General features: G+C 74.4%; 14 protein-coding genes. 8 read left to right on the forward strand and 6 right to left on the reverse strand.

Annotation, left to right across the window (positions count from 1 at the left end; genetic code table 11):
* Positions 1-129: 129 nt before the first annotated feature.
* Positions 130-1,212, reverse strand: a complete 1,083-nt coding sequence (locus ACGFRB_RS03390) for an enoyl-CoA hydratase/isomerase family protein (protein ID WP_393238371.1) — start codon at positions 1,210-1,212, stop codon at positions 130-132.
* A 139-nt stretch (positions 1,213-1,351) separates the two neighbouring features.
* Between ACGFRB_RS03390 and ACGFRB_RS03395 the strand changes: the two genes are divergently transcribed.
* The 6 genes from ACGFRB_RS03395 (at position 1,352) to ACGFRB_RS03420 (ending at position 8,196) form a co-directional block, all read left to right on the forward strand.
* The gene (locus ACGFRB_RS03395) at positions 1,352-1,975 is read left to right on the forward strand and encodes an SRPBCC family protein (RefSeq protein WP_393238374.1); all 624 of its coding nucleotides are present in this window, start codon (positions 1,352-1,354) and stop codon (positions 1,973-1,975) included.
* 174 nt (positions 1,976-2,149) lie between these two features.
* Positions 2,150-5,221, forward strand: a complete 3,072-nt coding sequence (locus ACGFRB_RS03400; protein ID WP_393238377.1) for a SpoIIE family protein phosphatase — start codon at positions 2,150-2,152, stop codon at positions 5,219-5,221.
* A gap of 96 nt (positions 5,222-5,317) precedes the next feature.
* Positions 5,318-5,614: a metal-sensitive transcriptional regulator gene (locus tag ACGFRB_RS03405; protein ID WP_363008182.1), complete on the forward strand. Its 297-nt coding sequence runs from the start codon at positions 5,318-5,320 to the stop codon at positions 5,612-5,614.
* 140 nt (positions 5,615-5,754) lie between these two features.
* Positions 5,755-7,113, forward strand: coding sequence for a rhodanese-like domain-containing protein (locus tag ACGFRB_RS03410; protein WP_393238380.1), 1,359 nt, complete (start codon positions 5,755-5,757; stop codon positions 7,111-7,113).
* 193 nt (positions 7,114-7,306) lie between these two features.
* Positions 7,307-7,669, forward strand: a complete 363-nt coding sequence (locus tag ACGFRB_RS03415) for a hypothetical protein (RefSeq protein WP_393238383.1) — start codon at positions 7,307-7,309, stop codon at positions 7,667-7,669.
* A 116-nt stretch (positions 7,670-7,785) separates the two neighbouring features.
* Positions 7,786-8,196, forward strand: a complete 411-nt coding sequence (locus ACGFRB_RS03420) for a VOC family protein (RefSeq protein ID WP_363008176.1) — start codon at positions 7,786-7,788, stop codon at positions 8,194-8,196.
* A 20-nt stretch (positions 8,197-8,216) separates the two neighbouring features.
* Here ACGFRB_RS03420 and ACGFRB_RS03425 read toward each other — a convergent pair whose 3' ends face one another.
* A complete protein-coding gene (locus tag ACGFRB_RS03425; protein ID WP_393238386.1) occupies positions 8,217-10,652 on the reverse strand; it encodes a glycosyl hydrolase family 18 protein in 2,436 nt (811 codons plus the stop codon).
* A gap of 406 nt (positions 10,653-11,058) precedes the next feature.
* On the opposite strand from ACGFRB_RS03425, the gene ACGFRB_RS03430 reads away from it, so the two are divergent.
* Positions 11,059-11,709, forward strand: coding sequence for a TetR/AcrR family transcriptional regulator (locus tag ACGFRB_RS03430; protein ID WP_393238389.1), 651 nt, complete (start codon positions 11,059-11,061; stop codon positions 11,707-11,709).
* Between the two features lie 93 nt (positions 11,710-11,802).
* On the opposite strand, the gene ACGFRB_RS03435 is transcribed toward ACGFRB_RS03430, so the two are convergent.
* The 4 genes from ACGFRB_RS03435 to ACGFRB_RS03450 all read right to left on the reverse strand — a co-directional run bounded on the left by ACGFRB_RS03435 (position 11,803) and on the right by ACGFRB_RS03450 (position 16,388).
* Positions 11,803-13,086 (reverse strand): phosphoribosyltransferase family protein, encoded by a 1,284-nt coding sequence (locus tag ACGFRB_RS03435; RefSeq protein ID WP_393238392.1) that lies wholly within the window; start codon positions 13,084-13,086, stop codon positions 11,803-11,805.
* A gap of 158 nt (positions 13,087-13,244) precedes the next feature.
* Positions 13,245-14,375: a CapA family protein gene (locus ACGFRB_RS03440; RefSeq protein ID WP_393238395.1), complete on the reverse strand. Its 1,131-nt coding sequence runs from the start codon at positions 14,373-14,375 to the stop codon at positions 13,245-13,247.
* Positions 14,376-14,515: 140 nt separating this feature from the next.
* Positions 14,516-15,259: a hypothetical protein gene (locus tag ACGFRB_RS03445; RefSeq protein WP_393238398.1), complete on the reverse strand. Its 744-nt coding sequence runs from the start codon at positions 15,257-15,259 to the stop codon at positions 14,516-14,518.
* Positions 15,260-15,344: 85 nt separating this feature from the next.
* On the reverse strand, positions 15,345-16,388 hold the full coding sequence (locus tag ACGFRB_RS03450) for an asparaginase (protein WP_393238401.1): 1,044 nt from the start codon (positions 16,386-16,388) through the stop codon (positions 15,345-15,347).
* A gap of 109 nt (positions 16,389-16,497) precedes the next feature.
* On the opposite strand from ACGFRB_RS03450, the gene ACGFRB_RS03455 reads away from it, so the two are divergent.
* Positions 16,498-16,953, forward strand: a complete 456-nt coding sequence (locus ACGFRB_RS03455; RefSeq protein WP_363008281.1) for an Lrp/AsnC family transcriptional regulator — start codon at positions 16,498-16,500, stop codon at positions 16,951-16,953.
* Positions 16,954-17,298 lie beyond the last annotated feature (345 nt).

The raw sequence follows: 17,298 nt of genomic DNA on the forward strand, positions 1-17,298 counted from the left end.
CGGCCCGAGGCGGTCCCCCGGGTCCGTACGGGAAGGGCCCCGGTCCGATCCGTATGAGAACTCCGGCGCGGATCGGCGCACCGCGCACCGCGCGCCGCAGCCGGACGCCCCCCGGCCGCCGCCTGCCGCTCAGCCTTCCCGGCCACCGTCCGGCGCGGACAGACCCAGGTCTCCCGTGTCCGGGGCGGCGAACCAGCGGGCCACGTCCTCGTCCGCGACCCCGCCGAGGGTCGGCGGCCTCCAGCGCGGCTCGCGGTCCTTGTCGACGACCTGGGCGCGGATGCCCTCGACCAGGTCGGGCGAGGCGAAGGCCCCGCAGGAGAGGCGGAACTCGATGTTCAGCGCCGCTTCCAGGCTGTCGAGGTGCCGGACCCCGCGGACGGCCGTGAGAGCGGCCTTGAGCGCGGTGGGGGCGCGGCCGAGCAGCACGGTCGCGGTTTCCTTGGCCTCCGGGATCCCGGAGTCGGTCAGCCGCTGGACGATGTCCTCGACGGTGGCGCCGGCGTAACAGTCGTCGATCCATTCGCGCCGGCCGGCGAGTGCGCCGGGCGGGGCCGGGCGGGCGAAGCGGGCGACGGCCTCGGCCGCGGGCAGCCGGGTGAGCGCGGCGGTCAGCGCGGGCAGATCGGCGCTGGGGACGTAGTGGTCGGCGAGGCCGGCGAGGATCGCGTCGGCCGCTCCGGCCTGCGCACCGGTGAGGGCGAGGTGGATGCCGAGGCGGCCGGGGGCGCGGCCGAGCAGCCAGGTGCCGCCGACGTCGGGGACGAAGCCGATGCCGGTCTCCGGCATGGCGATCCGGGAGCGTTCGGTGACCACCCGCACGGAGCCGTGGCCGGAGACGCCGACGCCGCCGCCCATGACGATGCCGTCCATGAGGGCGACGTAGGGCTTGGGGTAGCGGGCGATCCGGGCGTTGAGCCGGTACTCGTCGCGCCAGAAGCCGATCGTTGCGGTGCCGCCGGCGCGCGCGTCGGCGTGGATGGCGCGGATGTCGCCGCCGGCGCACATGCCCCGTTCCCCCGCGCCCTGGATGACGACGGTCGTCACCGCGGGGTCGTCCTCCCAGACGGTGAGCGCCTCGTCGATGCGGCGGACCATCGCGTGGGTGAGGGCGTTGATGGCGCGGGGACGGTTCAGGGTGAGGATGCCGGCGCGGCCCTCGGTGCGCACGAGGACGTCGGGCTCGGCGGGGAGGGCGGTGGTGACCGACATGCGGGTTCCTTCCGGCGTGCGGGAACGGCCTGCGAGAAATTGATCTTCCGCCCACCGTAACCAACCGGAGGCCGCACGCACAGGCCCTCCGGTCCGCTACCGTACCCGCGGGTAACCCGACCTACCGAGGGGAGCGGACGTGGCAGGCACGGTGCGGCAGCGGAGTCTGACGGAGTCGATACGGGTGCCGGGGGCCGGCCCCGGGGAGCTGTACGGCCTGGTGGCCGAGGTACGGAACATGGGCCGGTGGAGTCCGGAATGCCGCGGGGTGTGGGCGCCGGGGGCCGCGCTGCGCGCGGGCAGCCGGTTCATCGGCTTCAACCGGCGCGGGCCGTTCGTCTGGTTCACCACCTGCCGGGTCGTCGAGGCGGTGCCGGGTGAGGCCTTCGTCTTCGACGCCGGGGTGTTCGGGCTGCCGATCGCGCGCTGGGGGTACCGCTTCGAGGCGTACGGGACAGAAGGGGCCGACAAGACCGACGGGACCGGCGAGGCGGGAGCGGCAGACGTCTCCAGCGGCTCGAAGGGCGACGGCACGGACGGCGACGGCCCCGACGGCAACGGCCCGGACGACACCGCGGCCCGGCCCGGGACCCGCGTCACCGAAACCTGGCAGGACCTGCGGACGGGCCGCGGCGCGGGCTTCGCGGTCGTGCTGGGCCGGGTCTTCACCGGCGTGTCCCCCGAGCGGCGCATCGGAGTCAACCGGGCCGGGATGCGCACCACGCTCGCCCGGCTCGCGCGCGAGGCCGCCCGGCCCGCCTGACCAGCCGCGTAACAGCCCCTCCCCGGCTCCTCCTCCCGCCCCGCTCCGGCCGGGCCCGGCGTCCGTCCGGGCGCCTTCGCTGCGTTTCCCGTGCGTGGGGGGACGGTGCAGCATGGGAGGAGGCGCCCCCGGCGGCGACCCGGAGCGGGTCCGCGGGGCGGGAAGGAGCGCACCGTGACGCGACGCGTGGACCGGTCCGCCGGTGGAACGCGGCGGCCCACCGGGCTACGGAGCGTCGCGGGACAGGTCTTCGCGCTTCAGGCGCTCATCGCCCTGCTGATCGTCCTGGCGGCCGCGCTGGCCCTGGTGATCCAGGGCCGCGGCGACGCCGAACGCGACGCCCGCAATCGCTCCCTCGCCGTCGCCGCGGCCTTCGCCCACGCGCCCGGGATCGCCGACGCGCTGCGCTCCCACGACCCGACGGCGGCCCTCCAGCCGCGCGCCGAGGCGGCCCGGCGCGGCTCGGGCGTCGACTACATCGCCGTGCTGTCCCCCGACGGCACCCGGTACACGGACTCCGATCCCTCGCTGATCGGACGCCGGGTCTCCGGCAACCTCGCGCGGGCCCGGGCCGGCGCGTCCTTCACCGAGATCTACCGCGGCGCGCCGCGCGACTCGGTGCGCGCGCTGGTCCCGGTGCGGGACGCGCACGGGACCGTCGTCGGGGTGGTGACCAGTGGCATCGAGGTGCAGACGGTCGGCAAGTCGGTCGAGGGCCGGGTGCCGCTGCTGCTGATCGCGGGAGCGGTCGGCGTGATCCTCGCGGTGGGCGGCGCGGGGCTGGTGAGCGCCCGGCTGCGGCGGCAGACGCACGGCCTCGGGCCGGCGGAGATGACCCGGCTCAAGGAGCACCACGAGGCGGTCCTGCACGCCGTGAAGGAGGGGGTACTCATCGTCGCGGCCGACGGGCGGCTGCTGCTGGCCAACGACGAGGCGCGCCGGCTGCTGAAGCTGCCCGAGGACGCGGAGCGGCGCGATGTCCGCGAGCTGGGCCTGGAGCCCCGTACGGTCTCGCTGCTGCTGTCCGGGCGGACGGCGACGGACGAGGTGCATCTGGCCGGCGACCGGCTGATCGCGGTGAACGTCCGGCCGACCGGGGACGAGGCGCCCGACGGCGGCTGTGTGATGACGATGCGCGACACCACCGAACTCGCCTCGCTGACCGGACGGGCCGAGGTGGCGCGGGGCCGGCTGCGGCTGCTGTACGAGGCGGGGACGCGGATCGGGACCACCCTGGACGTCGTACGGACGGCGGAGGAGCTGGCGGAGGTGGCGGTGCCCCGGTTCGCCGACCAGGTGACGGTGGAACTGCTGGATCCGGTGGTGCGGGGCGAGGAGCCGTCGGGCGCGTACACCCGGATGCGCCGGACGGCGGTGAGCGGGACGGGGACGGAGAACCCGTTCCAGCCGGTGGGCGATCTCATCCGGTACGTGGTACCCGGGACGCCGATGGCGACGGCGCTGCACGCGGGCCGGGCGGTGTTCCGGGCGGACCTCTCCGCGTCGCGCGACTGGCGGGCGCAGGACCCCGACGGCGGGGAGCGGGTCCTCGCCAGCGGGCTGCACTCACTGGTCTCGGCACCGCTGCTGGCCCGCGGGGTGGTGCTGGGCCTGGTCAATTTCTGGCGCGGGCCGGACACCCCGGAGCCGTTCGGGGAGGAGGACCTGTCGTTCGCGGAGGAGCTGGCGGCGCGGGCGGCGCTGGCGATCGACAACGCCCGGCGGTTCACCCGGGAGCACTCGATGGCGGTGTCGTTGCAGCGCAGTCTGCTGCCCCGGGTGCTGCCGGAGCAGAGCGCGGTGACCGTGGCGTTCCGCTATCTGCCCGCGCAGGCGGGGGTGGGCGGCGACTGGTTCGACGTGATCCCGCTGCCGGGCGCGCGGGTGGCGCTGGTGGTCGGCGACGTGGTGGGGCACGGGGTGCACGCGGCGGCGACGATGGGACGGCTGCGGACGGCGGTGGGGAACTTCTCCGCGCTGGATCTTCCGCCGGACGAACTGCTCGGGCATCTGGACGAGCTGCTCGACCGGCTGGGCGAGGAGAACGAGCCGGCCGGGCCGAGGAGCGGTCCGGCGAGCAACGGCGGGGCCGGGGACCTGGCCGGCGGCGAGAGCGGGGACGAGGGCTCTGCCGAAGGCGGCGACGAGGGCGAGAGCGGGTCCGGGTCCGGCGACAGGGGTGACGGCGAGGGGAGCGGGGGTGGCGGCGCGCCGCGGGTCACGGGCGCGACCTGCCTGTACGTGATCTACGACCCGACCTCCGGCGTCTGCACGATGTCGAGCGCCGGGCACCCCGGGCCCGCGCTGGTGCGGCCCGACGGGAGCGTGGAGTTCCCCTCGGTGCCGCCGGGGCTGCCGCTGGGCATCGGTCTGGGGACCCGGCCGTTCGCCTCGGTGCGGCTGAAACTGGAGCCGGGCAGCAAACTGGTCCTTTTCACGGACGGGCTGGTGGAGGACCGGAACCGGGACTTCGACACCGGGCTCGCGCTGCTGCGCACAGCACTGGCCCGACCGGGCCGCTCGGCGGAGCAGACCTGCGCGGACGTCCTGGCCGAGCTGCTGTTCCCGGTGCCGTCCGACGACATCGCGCTGCTGGTGGCCCGGACCCACCGGGTCGATCCGGAGCGGATCGCGGAGTGGGAGGTGCCCAGCGATCCGTCGGAGGTGTCCCCGGTCCGCACCGCGGCGGCGCGGCGGCTGGCCGCCTGGGGGCTGGAGGAGATCGGGTTCACGGCGGAACTGGTGCTCAGCGAGCTGATCACGAACGCGATCCGGTACGGCCGGCCGCCGGTGCGGGTGCGGCTGGTGTACGACCGGGTGCTGATCTGCGAGGTGTCCGACGGCAGCAGCACCTCCCCGCATCTGCGGCACGCGGCGGACACCGACGAGGGTGGCCGCGGCCTGTTCCTGGTGGCCCAGCTGGCACAGCGCTGGGGCACCCGGTACGCGCGCCGGGGGAAGACGATCTGGGCCGAGCTGGCGGTCTCGCCGGGCGGGACGGGCCCGATCGGCGGGGGGGGGGGGGGGGGGGGGGGGGGGGGGGGGGGGGGGGGCGCGGGGCGGCCGCGCGCCCGGCGGGCGGGGGGCGCCGCCCCGCACGCCGGCGCCGGGGCGGGGGGGGGGGGCGGGGGGGGGGGGGGGGCGGGGCGGCCGCGCGGCGGGGGGGGCGCGGCCGGGCCGCCCGCCCCCCCCCCCCCCCCCCCCCCCCCCCCCCCCCCCGGCTCCCTGGACGACCTCACCGGGTGACGGCCCCGGCACAAAGACGCGGGATCCGGCACTCGGTCGAAACGGGACGTACTCTAGTACCCCAGGGGGTATTTTCGACAGGATCGAGGAGTGATCGTGGAACTGGAACTCGAAGGCTCGGACCTCAAGGCCGTACTGAACCGCCTGCGCCGGGCGCAGGGCCAGATCTCCGGCGTGATCAAGATGATCGAGGAGGGCCGCGACTGCGAGGACGTGGTCACTCAGCTTTCCGCGGCGTCCCGCGCCCTGGACCGGGCCGGTTTCGCCATCATCGCCACCGGGCTGCAGCAGTGCGTGACCGACATCGACAGCGCCCGGACCAACGGCGGGAGCGGGGAGACCGGCGAGCAGATGCGCTCGCGCCTGGAGCGGCTCTTCCTGTCGCTGGCCTGAGGGCACGCGGCGCCGGCGCGGCGCCGCGCCGCGCCGAGGGGCGGCACGAAATCGGAAGCCGGACCTCGGAATACCCCCAGGGGTATTCGTGTTGTCAGGGGTACACATACCCGGGGCAGCGTGCGGAAGGGAACGTCACCGTGTTCTTCATCGACACCATCGAGCTCGAAGGTCTCGGCAACCGTCACTACCTGGCCGGCGGCCGGCACACGGCCGTGGCCGTCGACCCGCCGCGTGACGTCGACCGGATCCTGGCGGCGGCCGCCCGGCGGGGCGTGCGGATCACCCATGTCGTGGAGACGCACGTCCACAACGACTACATCACCGGCGGCCTGGAGCTGGCCCGTCTGACGGGCGCCGCCTATCTGGTGCCGGCCGGTGCGCGGGTGTCGTTCGCGCGGGTCCCGGTGGCCGACGGGGACACCGTCCCGGTCGACGACGAACTGACCCTGCGGGCCGTCGCCACCCCGGGGCACACCCCGCACCACACCGCGTACGTCCTCCGGGAGAGCGGCATCCCGGTGGCCGCCTTCACCGGCGGCTCGCTCCTGATCGGCACGGTGGGCCGCCCCGACCTGGTGGAACCGCGGCTGACCGAGGAGCTGGCCCGTGCCCAGCACGCCTCCGCGCACCGGCTGGCGGCCGAACTGCCCGACGAGACCTCTGTCCTGCCCACCCACGGCTTCGGCAGTTTCTGCTCCTCCGCGCAGGCCGAGGGCGACGCCACCACCATCGGCAGGGAGAAGTCCGTCAACACCGCACTGACGACGGACGTCGACTCCTTCGTGACCGGTCTGCTGGCCGGGCTCGACGACATCCCCGCCTACTACGCGCACATGGGCCCGGCCAACGCGGCCGGACCCGCGCCGGTCGACCTGACGCCGCCTGCCGTCGCGGACCCAGCCGCGATCGCCGCGCGGCTCGCGGCGGGCGAGTGGGTCGTGGATCTGCGCAACCGTGTCGCGTTCGCCGAGGGCCATGTGGCGGGAACGTTCAACTTCGAGGCGGACGGCCTGCTCGCCACCTACCTCGCCTGGCTGATCCCGTGGGGCAAGCCGGTGACCCTGCTCGCCGAGTCCCCCGAGCAGCTGGCCGCCGCCCAGCGGGAGCTGGTACGGGTCGGCATCGACCGGCCCGCGGCCGCCGCGACCGGCAGCCCGCGCCAGTGGGCGGCGGACGGCGGCGCGCTCGCGTCCTTCCCCCGGTCCACCTTCACGGGCCTGGCAGAGCGGGGTACGGACGGGGTCGTCGTGCTCGACGTGCGCCGCACCGCCGAGCGCGCCGCCGGATACATCGAGGGTTCCGTGCACATCCCGATCCACGAACTGCACCGGCGGATCGGCGAGATCCCGGCGGGCCGGGTGTGGGTGCACTGCGCGGGCGGGATGCGGGCCGGGATCGGCGCGTCGTTGCTGGACGCGGCCGGCCGGAACGTGGTGGCCGTGGACGACGGCTGGGACTCCGCCCTCGCCTCGGGTCTGCCCGTGATCACCGCCTGAGCCACGCGAACGGCCGCGCGAGCCGCCGGGCGAGCGGGCCGAAGGGGGCGGGCCGAAGAGGGCGGGCCGAAGAGGGCGGCGCCACCTGCCACGCCGGGTTGGCGCCTTCTCGCCATCCCGTATCGGCCGGCGTGATGTGGCCGCCACACTCGGGTCCTGGGCGCCAACGCCCGTCACCAGGACAGGAGTGCATATGAGCAGGCTCAAGAAGGCGGCGATTTCGGCATCGGCCGTCGCGGCTCTGACCCTTCCCCTGGGCATCGCGCCCGCGGGCGCGATGCCCGCCGCTCCCCCGGCCTGTGAGCAGAACTGGGACCTGTCCGGCGGCGAGGGATACGCCAACGGCTGTTACGAGAACGGGCTCACCAAGGTCACCGGCACCGTCCACGACACCAAGGCGGACGGCCGCTGCCCCTTCGTCCGTGCCCATTTCACCAACGGCAGTGTCGGCGACAGCAACTGGGCCACCGGCAAGGGCACCAAGGCCACCGTCCGTATCGTGGCCCCCTCCGGAGCCACCGTGAAATCGCTGACCTGGGAGTACATCAAATGCTGAACCGGCTCGGGGCGTGGCCCGTGGCCGGGGCCGGCCCCATGGGCTGAATGGGGCCCGTGCCCGGGGCGGAGCCTATGCTCGGGGCGGATTCCCCTGAACGGCCCTTGAGGAGAAGTGTGATCGCCCCCCGTGTCACCGGCGCCCTGCACCATGTGGAGATATGGGTGCCCGACATCGAGCGCGCCGGCGCCTCATTCGGGCCGCTGCTCGAAGCGCTCGGTTACACCTCGTTCCAGCGCTGGGACCGGGGCCGCAGCTGGCGGCTCGGGGCCACGTACCTGGTGTTCGAGGAATCGCCGGCGCTCAGCGCCGCCGCCCATGACCGGCTGCGCCCGGGGCTGAACCATCTGGCGTTCCATGTGGCGACGCGGGCCGAGTTCGACCGGCTGGTCGACGAGGCCGTACGCGCCGGATGGCGGCTGCTGTTCCCCGACCTGCATCCGCACGCGGGCGGGGAACAGAGCTGTGCCGCCTATCTGGAGGACGCCGACGGGTTCGAGGTGGAACTCGTCGTGTCCGGGGAGTAGGGCCCGCCTCTCGGCGCCGGTCAGCCGAGGCCGGTGCGAAGGGCGTTCATCAGGGTGCCGCCGGTGGTGTCGCCGGACATCTCCCAGATGAAGACGCCGAGCAGGCCCTTCGACTTCAGCCAGTCGGTCTTGCGGCCGATGGACCAGGCGTCGTCGAAGCTCCACCACTGGCCGCCGGGTCCGGTGTACCCGTAGGTGGCGCCGGACTGTTCGTCGTGGCGGACGGTGAGGTTCGGCACCGAGGCGATCAGGTTGGAGTAGCCGCGCACGCCCGCCTCCTCGGCGAACTGGCCGGGCGCGGCGCCGGTCGCGCTCTGCCATTCGCCCGCCGCGCCACCGTCGGTGACGCCCTGCCAGCCCCGTCCGTAGAACGGGATGCCGATGGTGATCTTGCGCGGGCTGACACCGGCGTCCAGGTACGGCTTGACGGCGGCGTCGACGCTGAAGTGGAAGCCGTACGGGTCCTGGGCGTCGGTGGCGAGGTTCGCCTGGTGGCCGGTGCGGTTCGGCTCCCAGGAGTTGTCGCTGCCCGCGCCGTGGAAGTCGTACCCCTGGACCATGGCGTAGTCGAGGGCGGTGCCGACGGTGCCGAGGTCCCAGCCCTGTCCGATCTTGACCGGGTCGGCGGGGGTGAAGGCGGTCAGCAGCCGGTGTTCGCCGCCGAGTTCGTCGAGCTGCTTGCGGAACTCGGCGACCAGGGCGGCGTTGTTCGCCTTGTCCTGGGCACTGTAGTGATTGCCGGGATGGCCGTCGGGTGAACCGGGCCATTCCCAGTCGAGGTCGATGCCGTCGAAGACGCCGGCGGCGGCGCCTTCGCCGCCCGCCCCGTTGTAGACGGGCAGATTGCCCTTGATCCACAGGTCGACGCAGGAGCGGACGAACTTCTGCCGGGACGCCGGGGTGGCGGCGGCGTCGGAGAAGTACTTGGAGTAGGTCCAGCCGCCGAGGGAGACGAGCACCTTCAGCTTGGGGTACTTGGCCTTGAGTTTCCTGAGCTGGTTGAAGTTGCCGCGCAGCTTGCCCCAGCCGTCGTCGGCGACCCCGTCGACGGACTGGGCGGCGCTGATCGGGCGGGCGTAGTCGGCGTCCGCGTCGCCCGCGCCGGTGCCCTGGTCGGGGTCCTGCGGGTCGGTGCCGACGCCCTTGGTGACACCGCCGAGACAGGTCAGATTGACCGGGTCGATGTTCTCGAAGGCGTAGTTGACGACGTCGAGGGAGGCGGCGGCACCGGAGGTGTCGAGGTTCCTGACGAAGTACTGGCGGCCGTAGATACCCCACTGGGCGAAGTAGCCGACCTTCAGATGACGTCCTTCGGCCAGGTCTGCGGTGGTGACGGTGAGCGCGTTCGACGGCGGTGAGGCGTTGTCGGCGGCATCACGGGCGCGGACGGTGAAGGTGTACGGGTTGGCCGGGCCGAGTCCGCCGACGGTAACGCTCGTGGTGTCGCCGGGCACGGTACGGACGAGAGTGCCGCCCTGGTAAACGTCGTAGGCGACCACGCCCTTGTCGTCGGTGGCGGCGTTCCAGGCCAGGCTCACGCTGGAGGAGGTGACGCCGGCGGAGCGCAGATTCGCGGGCGCGGTGGGCGGGTTCGGGTCGCTCGCCGGGTCGACCGTGGTCACAGTGACGGGCGGGCTCTCGGGCCCGGTGTTGCCCCGGGTGTCCTTGGCGCGGACGGTGAAGGTGTACGCGGTGGCCGGGGCGAGGCCGGTGACGGTGCCCGGAGCCGAGGGGGCGGTGGCGACGACGGCGCCCCGGGAGAGGATCTCGTAGCCGGTCACGGGGTGGTCGCCGGCCGTGGCGGGGGTCCAGTCGAGGGTGGCGGTGCGCACGGTGACGGCGGTGGCGTGCGGGGTGCCGGGCGCGGCGGGCGGGACGTCGGGGCTGCCGTCGCACTTGCCGCCCTGGATGGTGCAGCCGGTGGGGGCGGCGACGGGGCCGGTGGCGAGGAACCAGTAGCTGTACGGCTCGGTGGTTCCACCGGCGGGGACGGCGGCGTTGTAATGGGCGTTGCGGACGGTGACATGCCTGCCGGTGACGGTGGCGTCGCCGTTGTAGTGGGAGGTGACGGTGACGCCGGCGGGCAGGTCGAATTCGAGGGTCCAGCCGGCGAGGGCGGTGGCGGTGCCGTTGCGGACGACGAGGACGCCGCGCCACCAGCTGCCGTTGTCCTCGGCGTGGAACTCGGCGGTGAGCGTGCCCGCGGCGCGGGCGGGGGCGGCGGCCGGGCCGGTGAGCGCGGCGAGCGGGAGCAGCAGGGCGGCGAGCAGGACGAGCAGGGCCCTACCGCCGGTGTGCCGCCGGGCGCCGGCCGGGCGACGCGCGGAGAACGGGCGGCGCGCAGAGGACGGGCGGTTCGTGGAGGACGGGCGGTTCGTGGAGGACGGGTCTCTCCGGAGCCGGCCTCTTCGGAACGGGCTTCTTCGGATGGGGCTGACGGTGCTTCCGGTGTCCATGGGACTCCCTGGGACGCGTATGAGGGGTGAAGGACGCGTCGCGGGACCGTGTGGGGGCCCGGGTCCGGAACCGCGGCTGTGGGACCGCCGAACGAGGGCCATCCGCAAGGTAGTTGGTCCAGACCTTTCAGTCAACGCCACGCATGACGCTTGACGCCTTCGAGTGGTCTACTCCACCGTGAGGGGCAAGTCCGGGCGGGGCCGGTGTGGGCCGGCGCCACCGCGGACCGCACCACCGTTCATGCAGGACCGTGTGTGCACACCCCGGCCGCCCCGCACCCGGGGCGGCCGGTTCCGACACCTCCCGCCCCCTGACCGCAAGCGCTACTTCCCATCGCCGTCCACTCCACCCGTAGTAGTCTGAGCCGACAACGCCAAGCACGTCCGGCCGACGGGAGCGATGACGATGGCCCGCAGCAACCCGGAGCGCCGGGCGGCGCTCGTCGACGCGGCGATCGAGGTGCTCGCCCGCGAAGGCGCGCGCGGACTCACCTTCCGCGCCGTGGACACCGAGGCGGCCGTCCCGCCCGGAACCGCCTCCAACTACTTCGCCAACCGCGACGACCTGCTCACCCAGGCGGGCGGCCGGGTCTACGAACGGCTGCTGCCGGACGAGGCGACCATCGCCCGGCAGCGCGCGGCGGGCTCCGACCGGGCGACGTACACGACGCTGATGCGCGAACTCGTCGACCGGGTCAGCTCGTTCCGCACCGGCTATCTGGCCCTGCTCGAACTGCGCCTGGAAGCCACCCGGCGCCCCGCGCTGCGCACCGTCCTGACCGAGCGGGTCCGCGCCGACGTCGAGGCGAACCTCGCCTACCACGAACGGTCGGGGCTGCCCGGCGACGCGACCGCCGTCAAACTGCTGATGCTCGCCTTCAACTGGCTGATCGTCGAACAGCTCACGCTGCCGGAGGTCTTCCCGAAGGAGGAGCGCGAGGCCCTGATCGCCGCGGCGGTGGACCGGATCGTCGGCGGCAGCACCACCGGGAGTACGGCCGACCGCGCCGCGTCCCGCCCGGGGCCCGGCCCCGATCCGGACCTCGATCCGGCCTGAGCCAGTCCGATCCGGACGCGGACCGGACGCGTGCGGAGGTCCTGACGCTCAACGCCGCCGAGGGGCCGGTTCACGGCCCGGCGCCCCGGACGGTCACAGCCGGCCGGCGAACCAGTCGGCCGCCAACTCCCCCACCCGCTCCAGGGTGCCCGGCTCCTCGAAGAGGTGTCCGGCCCCCGGCACGGTCACCAGCCGGTGCTCGCAGCGCAGCATCGCCTCGGCCCGCCGGTTGAGGTCGAGGACCTGGGGGTCGGCGCTGCCGACGATGAGCAGGGTCGGGGCGGTGACTTCGGAGAGGCGTTCCCCGGCGAGGTCGGGCCGGCCGCCCCGGGAGACCACCGCGGCCACCCTGTCGCCGGACTCGGCGGCCGCCCACAGCGCGGCGGCGGCGCCCGTACTCGCCCCGAAGTAACCGGTGTTCAGCCCCGCGGTGCCGGGCCGCCCGGCGAGCCACTCCGTTGCCCGGCGCAGCCGCAGGGCGAGCAGTGGGGTGTCGAAGACGTTGTTCCGGTCGGCGGCCTCGTCCTCGGTCAGCAGGTCGAACAGAAGCGTGCCGAGTCCGGCCCGGTTGAGGGCGGCGGCGACGGCCCGGTTGCGGGGGCTGTGCCGGCTGCTGCCGCTGCCGTGCGCGAACAGGACGACGCCGGTGGCCCCGGCGGGCACGGTGAGCCGTCCGCCCACCTCCGGTTCGCCGGTGCCTCCGGCGCCGAGCGGGATCCGTACCTCGTCGTCCGTCTCCGGGATGCCACCGCGTCGCCGCAGTCCGGCCACGACCTCCTCGTCGGTGGTCTGCGCGAAGTCGCGGTAGAACTGGCCGATCGCGGAGAAGAGTTCCGGTTCGCGGACGCAGTACGTCTCGTCCGCGATCCCGGCGACCCGGGCCGTCCAGCCGGGCGGCGCCACCGGCACGGCCAGCACGATCCGGGCGGCGCCCCGGGCCCGTACCACCTGACAGGCGGCGAGCGCGGTCGCGCCGGTGGCGAAGCCGTCGTCGACGACGACCGCCGTACGGCCGGCCAGATCGGCGGGGGTACGGTCGCCCCGGTAGCGCCGGGCCCGTTCGGCCAGGACGGTCCGCTCGCGGTCCTCGACCCGGGCGAGGTCGTCCTCGGAGATCCCGGCCTGGGCGATCACCTGGTCGTTGAGGACACGCACCCCGTTCTCCCCGATCGCGCCCATCGCCAGCTCCGGCTGGTAGGGCACGCCCAGCTTCCGTACGAGACAGATGTCGAGGGGCGCGCCGAGTGCGTCGGCGACCTCGACGGCGACGGGAACTCCCCCGCGTGGCAGCCCGAGGACCACCGGGTCGTGGGCTTCGAGGCCGGTGAGCCGCGCGGCGAGCTGTCTGCCGGCGTCGGTGCGGTCGGTGAAGTACATGGTCCGCTCGCCTTCCTGTCGCGTTCCGCTTCCTGTGGTGGTCTGCCGCCTGTTCGCCGCCGGCCGCCGTTCGTGGACCGGCGCTCCGCCGGTCCGTCTCCGCCGCCGTCTCCACCGCCGCCGTCTCCGTCCGCGCGGTCGGTCCCGGGGACGGGGCCTCAGGCGGGCCGGGCCGTCAGTGCCGGTGTGCCGCCGTCCTTCCCGGTCGCGAGGGTGATCCGCATCCCGTAGGGGCCGCTGATCCGGTCGAGGGTCTCGTGGAGCCAGTGGGTGTCGCGTTCCTTCGCCCGCTCGAGGCGCAGCCGCCGGCTGCGCAGCGGGACGAGCCGTACCTCCGCCAGGGTGCCGTCCTCGTCGCGGACGCTGACGAAGTAGAGAAGCCGCAGGTCGTCGCGGTAGCCCAGGGGCCCGCTGATGCCCTCGTAGTCGTTGACGAGGTCGCCGCAGCCGTGCAGGACGAGCCTGCCTCGGTACACCTCCAGGGGCCTCGGATGGTGCGAGGAGTGGCCATGGACGAGGTCCGCCCCGGCGTCGACGAGGGCGTGCCCGAAGGCGACTTCGTCGGGGGCGAGGGCATAGCCCCAGTTGGAACCCCAGTGGACCGATACGACGACGAGATCGCCGGGGCGCCGTTCGGCGCGCAGCCGCTCCAGCAGCCGGTTCGCGGCGGCGCCCTGCGGCCCGGCACCGTAGTGGACACCGCCGAGCCGGGCGGTGGCGGCCCAGTCCCGGGGCACCCCGCTGGACGCGAGCCCGAGCGCGTGGACGACGAGCCGGCGCCCGCCGGGCAGCGGGACGATCGCGGGGCGGCGGGCCGTCTCGGGGTCCGGGCCGGCCCCGGCAGCGCGCAGCCCGGCGCCGGCGAGCGCGGTGAGCGTGTCGTCGAGTCCGCGCCGGCCGTAATCGAGGACGTGGTTGTTGGCGAGGGCGACGACGTCGGGGTGTACGGCCGTCAGCGCGGGCAGGTTGGCCGGATCCATGCGGTAGTGGACGGCCTTGCCGGGGACGGGCACGGCGTGGCGGGTCACCGAGGTCTCCAGGTTGACCACGCGGGCGGCGGGCCCGGCGGCGGCGATCGCGGCCAGGGCCTCGCCCCAGGGGTAGGCGGGCGCGACCTGCCGGGGCACGGGCCCGGAGACCGCCTCGGCGAGGGTGACGTAGTCGCGGGCGTCGTGCACGTACCGCTCGGTGAGGACGGGGTCGAGCGGATGAGGGAGGATCTGGTCGATTCCCCGGCCGAGCATCACGTCTCCGCAGAGGAACACCCCGGTCAGACCACCGCTGCCCATACCTTCAGGCTAGTGCGGTGGCCGGAAAGGTTCCTCTCCGGACGACGGGCGCGGCCCCGGCCCGCCCCGCCCGAGGGTGCCTGCCCGGCCCCTGCCGGGCCCGTATCGGCACCCGTATCGGCACCCGTATCGGCCCCGTCTCAGCGCCCCGCGCGGGCCGCGCGGCGGATGGTGGCGTCGACCAGGTCGAGGGCGTCGGCGGCGGTGCGGCCCGGGGCGCGGTTCCAGGGCCCCACCAGTCCGTTCCAGCCACGGCAGCCCAGTTCTTCCAGCATCCAGTTCCCGGCCTCGTCGAGGGTGGCGGCGCTGCCGTAGCCGAGCCGGTGGGCGGCGACCATGGCGCCGCAGACGCAGCGGGCGCCGCGTGCGTCGCGGAGTCGGTACGGGGTGTTCTGCCAGCCCCATTCGGTGAGCACGCGCCGGGCGTACGCCAGGTGGACCGAGGGGAGCACATCGGGCCTGCCGAGGCGGCGCCAGAGATGGAGCCGGTCGGGGAGGATCGCGCCGAGGCGGCCCGGGAGCGGGCGTTCGCCCGGCTCCCCCGGCTCGCCCGGCTGGAGTACGGGCGGGGCCGGGGCTCCGGCCCCGGTCCGTTCACCTGCGGCGGCGAGGGCGTCGGTCACCAGCCGGTCGACGGGAACGGACAGCAGCCGCCGCCAGTCGGGGGGCCCGGGCGCTTCCCGCGCGGGGGTGGGGGACGGCGGCGGTCCGGCCCAGCGGGTCAGGGTCTCCTGCCACACCGCTGTGTCGAAGAGGGCGGCCGCTTCCCGGTCGAGGGCGTCGGACGCCTCGGGCGCACCGGGGGCGGGAGTGTAGGGAGTGGTGGGGGCGACGGGGGTGGTGGCGGTCGGCATCATGGAGGCGGCTTCCTCATTCGATTTCATCCTCTTTTGGGATGAATATCGGATTTACTCACCGCAACCTTGAGCTCTCCCCCCAGCCCGCCGTGTCACCGCCGGGCTCGCCGCGTCACCGCTCCGCGGGGGCGGGCGTCGGCGCGTATCCCGGCGGGCCCGCGAGAAGGGTGCGCAGCAGGACCGTCCGCCGCTCCGGCGACGGTACGTCGGCGAGCAGGGCCGCCAGCAGGGCGATCCGCGCCTGACCGGGGCGCAGGGTGCCGGCCAGGACCGCTCCGGCGGCGGCCAGGTCGACGGCGCCCCCGCCGGTGTACACCTCGGCGACGGGGCCGGCGGCGACCCGGGTCGACAGGACGACATGGACGCCCCGCGCGACGGCCCGGGCCACGGCCTCGGCGATCTCCGGGGTGGCGTTGCCGGCCCCGGTGCCGACGAGGACGATGCCGCGCGCGCCGGCGGCGACGGCGGCGTCGAAGAGGACAGGGTCGCCGTCGGAGTGGTGCGCGACGATGTCGACACGGGGCGCGTCCGTACCGTCGGCGGGAAGCGGGAGCGGCGCGGGCCGCACGGGCTCCCGGTCGATGTCGACGCGCCCGAAGCCGAGGCGGCCGACGCGCTCGCCGGACGGGTCGGCGAACGGGTCGGAGGCGAGCGTCTTGGTCTTGACGGTGCCGCGCGCCGCGTGCACCAGCCCGTCGAAGACGACGAGGACGCCGAGCCCGCGCACGGTGGCGGCGACCTGGAGGGCGTCGTAGAGGTTGGCCGGGCCGTCGCCGTTGCCCGCGCCGAAGGGGCGCTGGGCGCCGGTGAAGACCACCGGGCGGGGGTCCGCGTGGTGCAGGTCCACGAAGAAGGCCGACTCCTCCAGGGTGTCGGTGCCGTGGGTGACGACGACGCCGTCGACGCCCGGATCGGCCAGCGTCTCGTGGACGGCGCGCAGCAGGGTCAGCTGGCGGCCGGTGGTCATCCGCGAGCTGTTGACGTTGAAGAGGTCGACGACCTCGACGGTCACCTGGTCGGGGACGGCCGCGGTGGCCACGACATCGTCGCCGGAGGCGTCGGCGGCGTATCCGCTGCCGGTCCAGCGGCTGGCGATGGTGCCGCCGGTGCTGATGACCACGACACGGCGGGTCCGCTCGTCGCGCGACCGGTTCATACGGATACGTCCTTCCTGGAGGGGTGCGCGGCAACGATAGGTCAAGGACCGCGCAATGCGATTGCGAACTCACCCCGGATTCGCTCGGTTCATGGTGGAGAATTGCGTCATGGACCGGATCGATCTCCATATCTTGCGCGAGCTCCAGCAGGACGGCCGGCTGAGCAACCAGGAGCTGGCCCAGCGCGTGGGCCTCAGCCCCTCCCCCTGTCTGCGCCGGGTGCGCCAGCTGGAACAGGACGGCGTGATCCAGGGCTATCGCGCGGTCGTCGACCCGGAGGCGGTGGGGCGCGGCTTCGAGGTGCTGGTCTCGGTGGAGGTGCGGCGGGACCGGGAGACGGTGGAGGCGTTCGAGGAGGCGCTCCAGGACATCCCGGACGTGATCGAGGCGTACCGCCTCTTCGGCAGTCCCGGATGCCTGCTGCGGATCGCGGTCGCGGATCTCGCGGCGTACGAGCGGCTGTGGATCGAGCGGCTGACCACGCTGGCGGGGGTCACCGAGGTCAACTCGCAGATCATCATGAAGCGGGTCAAGGAGCCGAACGGCCTGCCCGTCGACCGCTGAGCCACTCGCCGGCCTCTCGGTGACCACCCTCCGGCGACCGCCGGGCCGCGCGCCGGGTACGCGCACCCGGCGCGCCCTCGCGCAGACCTGTCGCCCACTCGGCGCCGCGCACGCCGCGCACGCCGGGGCGCCGGACACAAGGGGCCCGCCGCCGCGCGCCGGACCCGCCCCGCACGCCACCCGCACACCACAACTCCCCGATCCCCCCACGGAGTCGGGCGTTCCATCGACACCATCTCGTCATGTACCGTTCAATCGCGCGTGTGCGGGGCGTCCCGAATTCGATGTTCTACGCGCGAAGAGTGGCCGCTCGCACAGCCGTTCCCCCCTCACTCCACCTCACGG

The organism is Streptomyces sp. NPDC048718 (assembly GCF_043198875.1).
Lineage (GTDB): Bacteria > Actinomycetota > Actinomycetes > Streptomycetales > Streptomycetaceae > Streptomyces.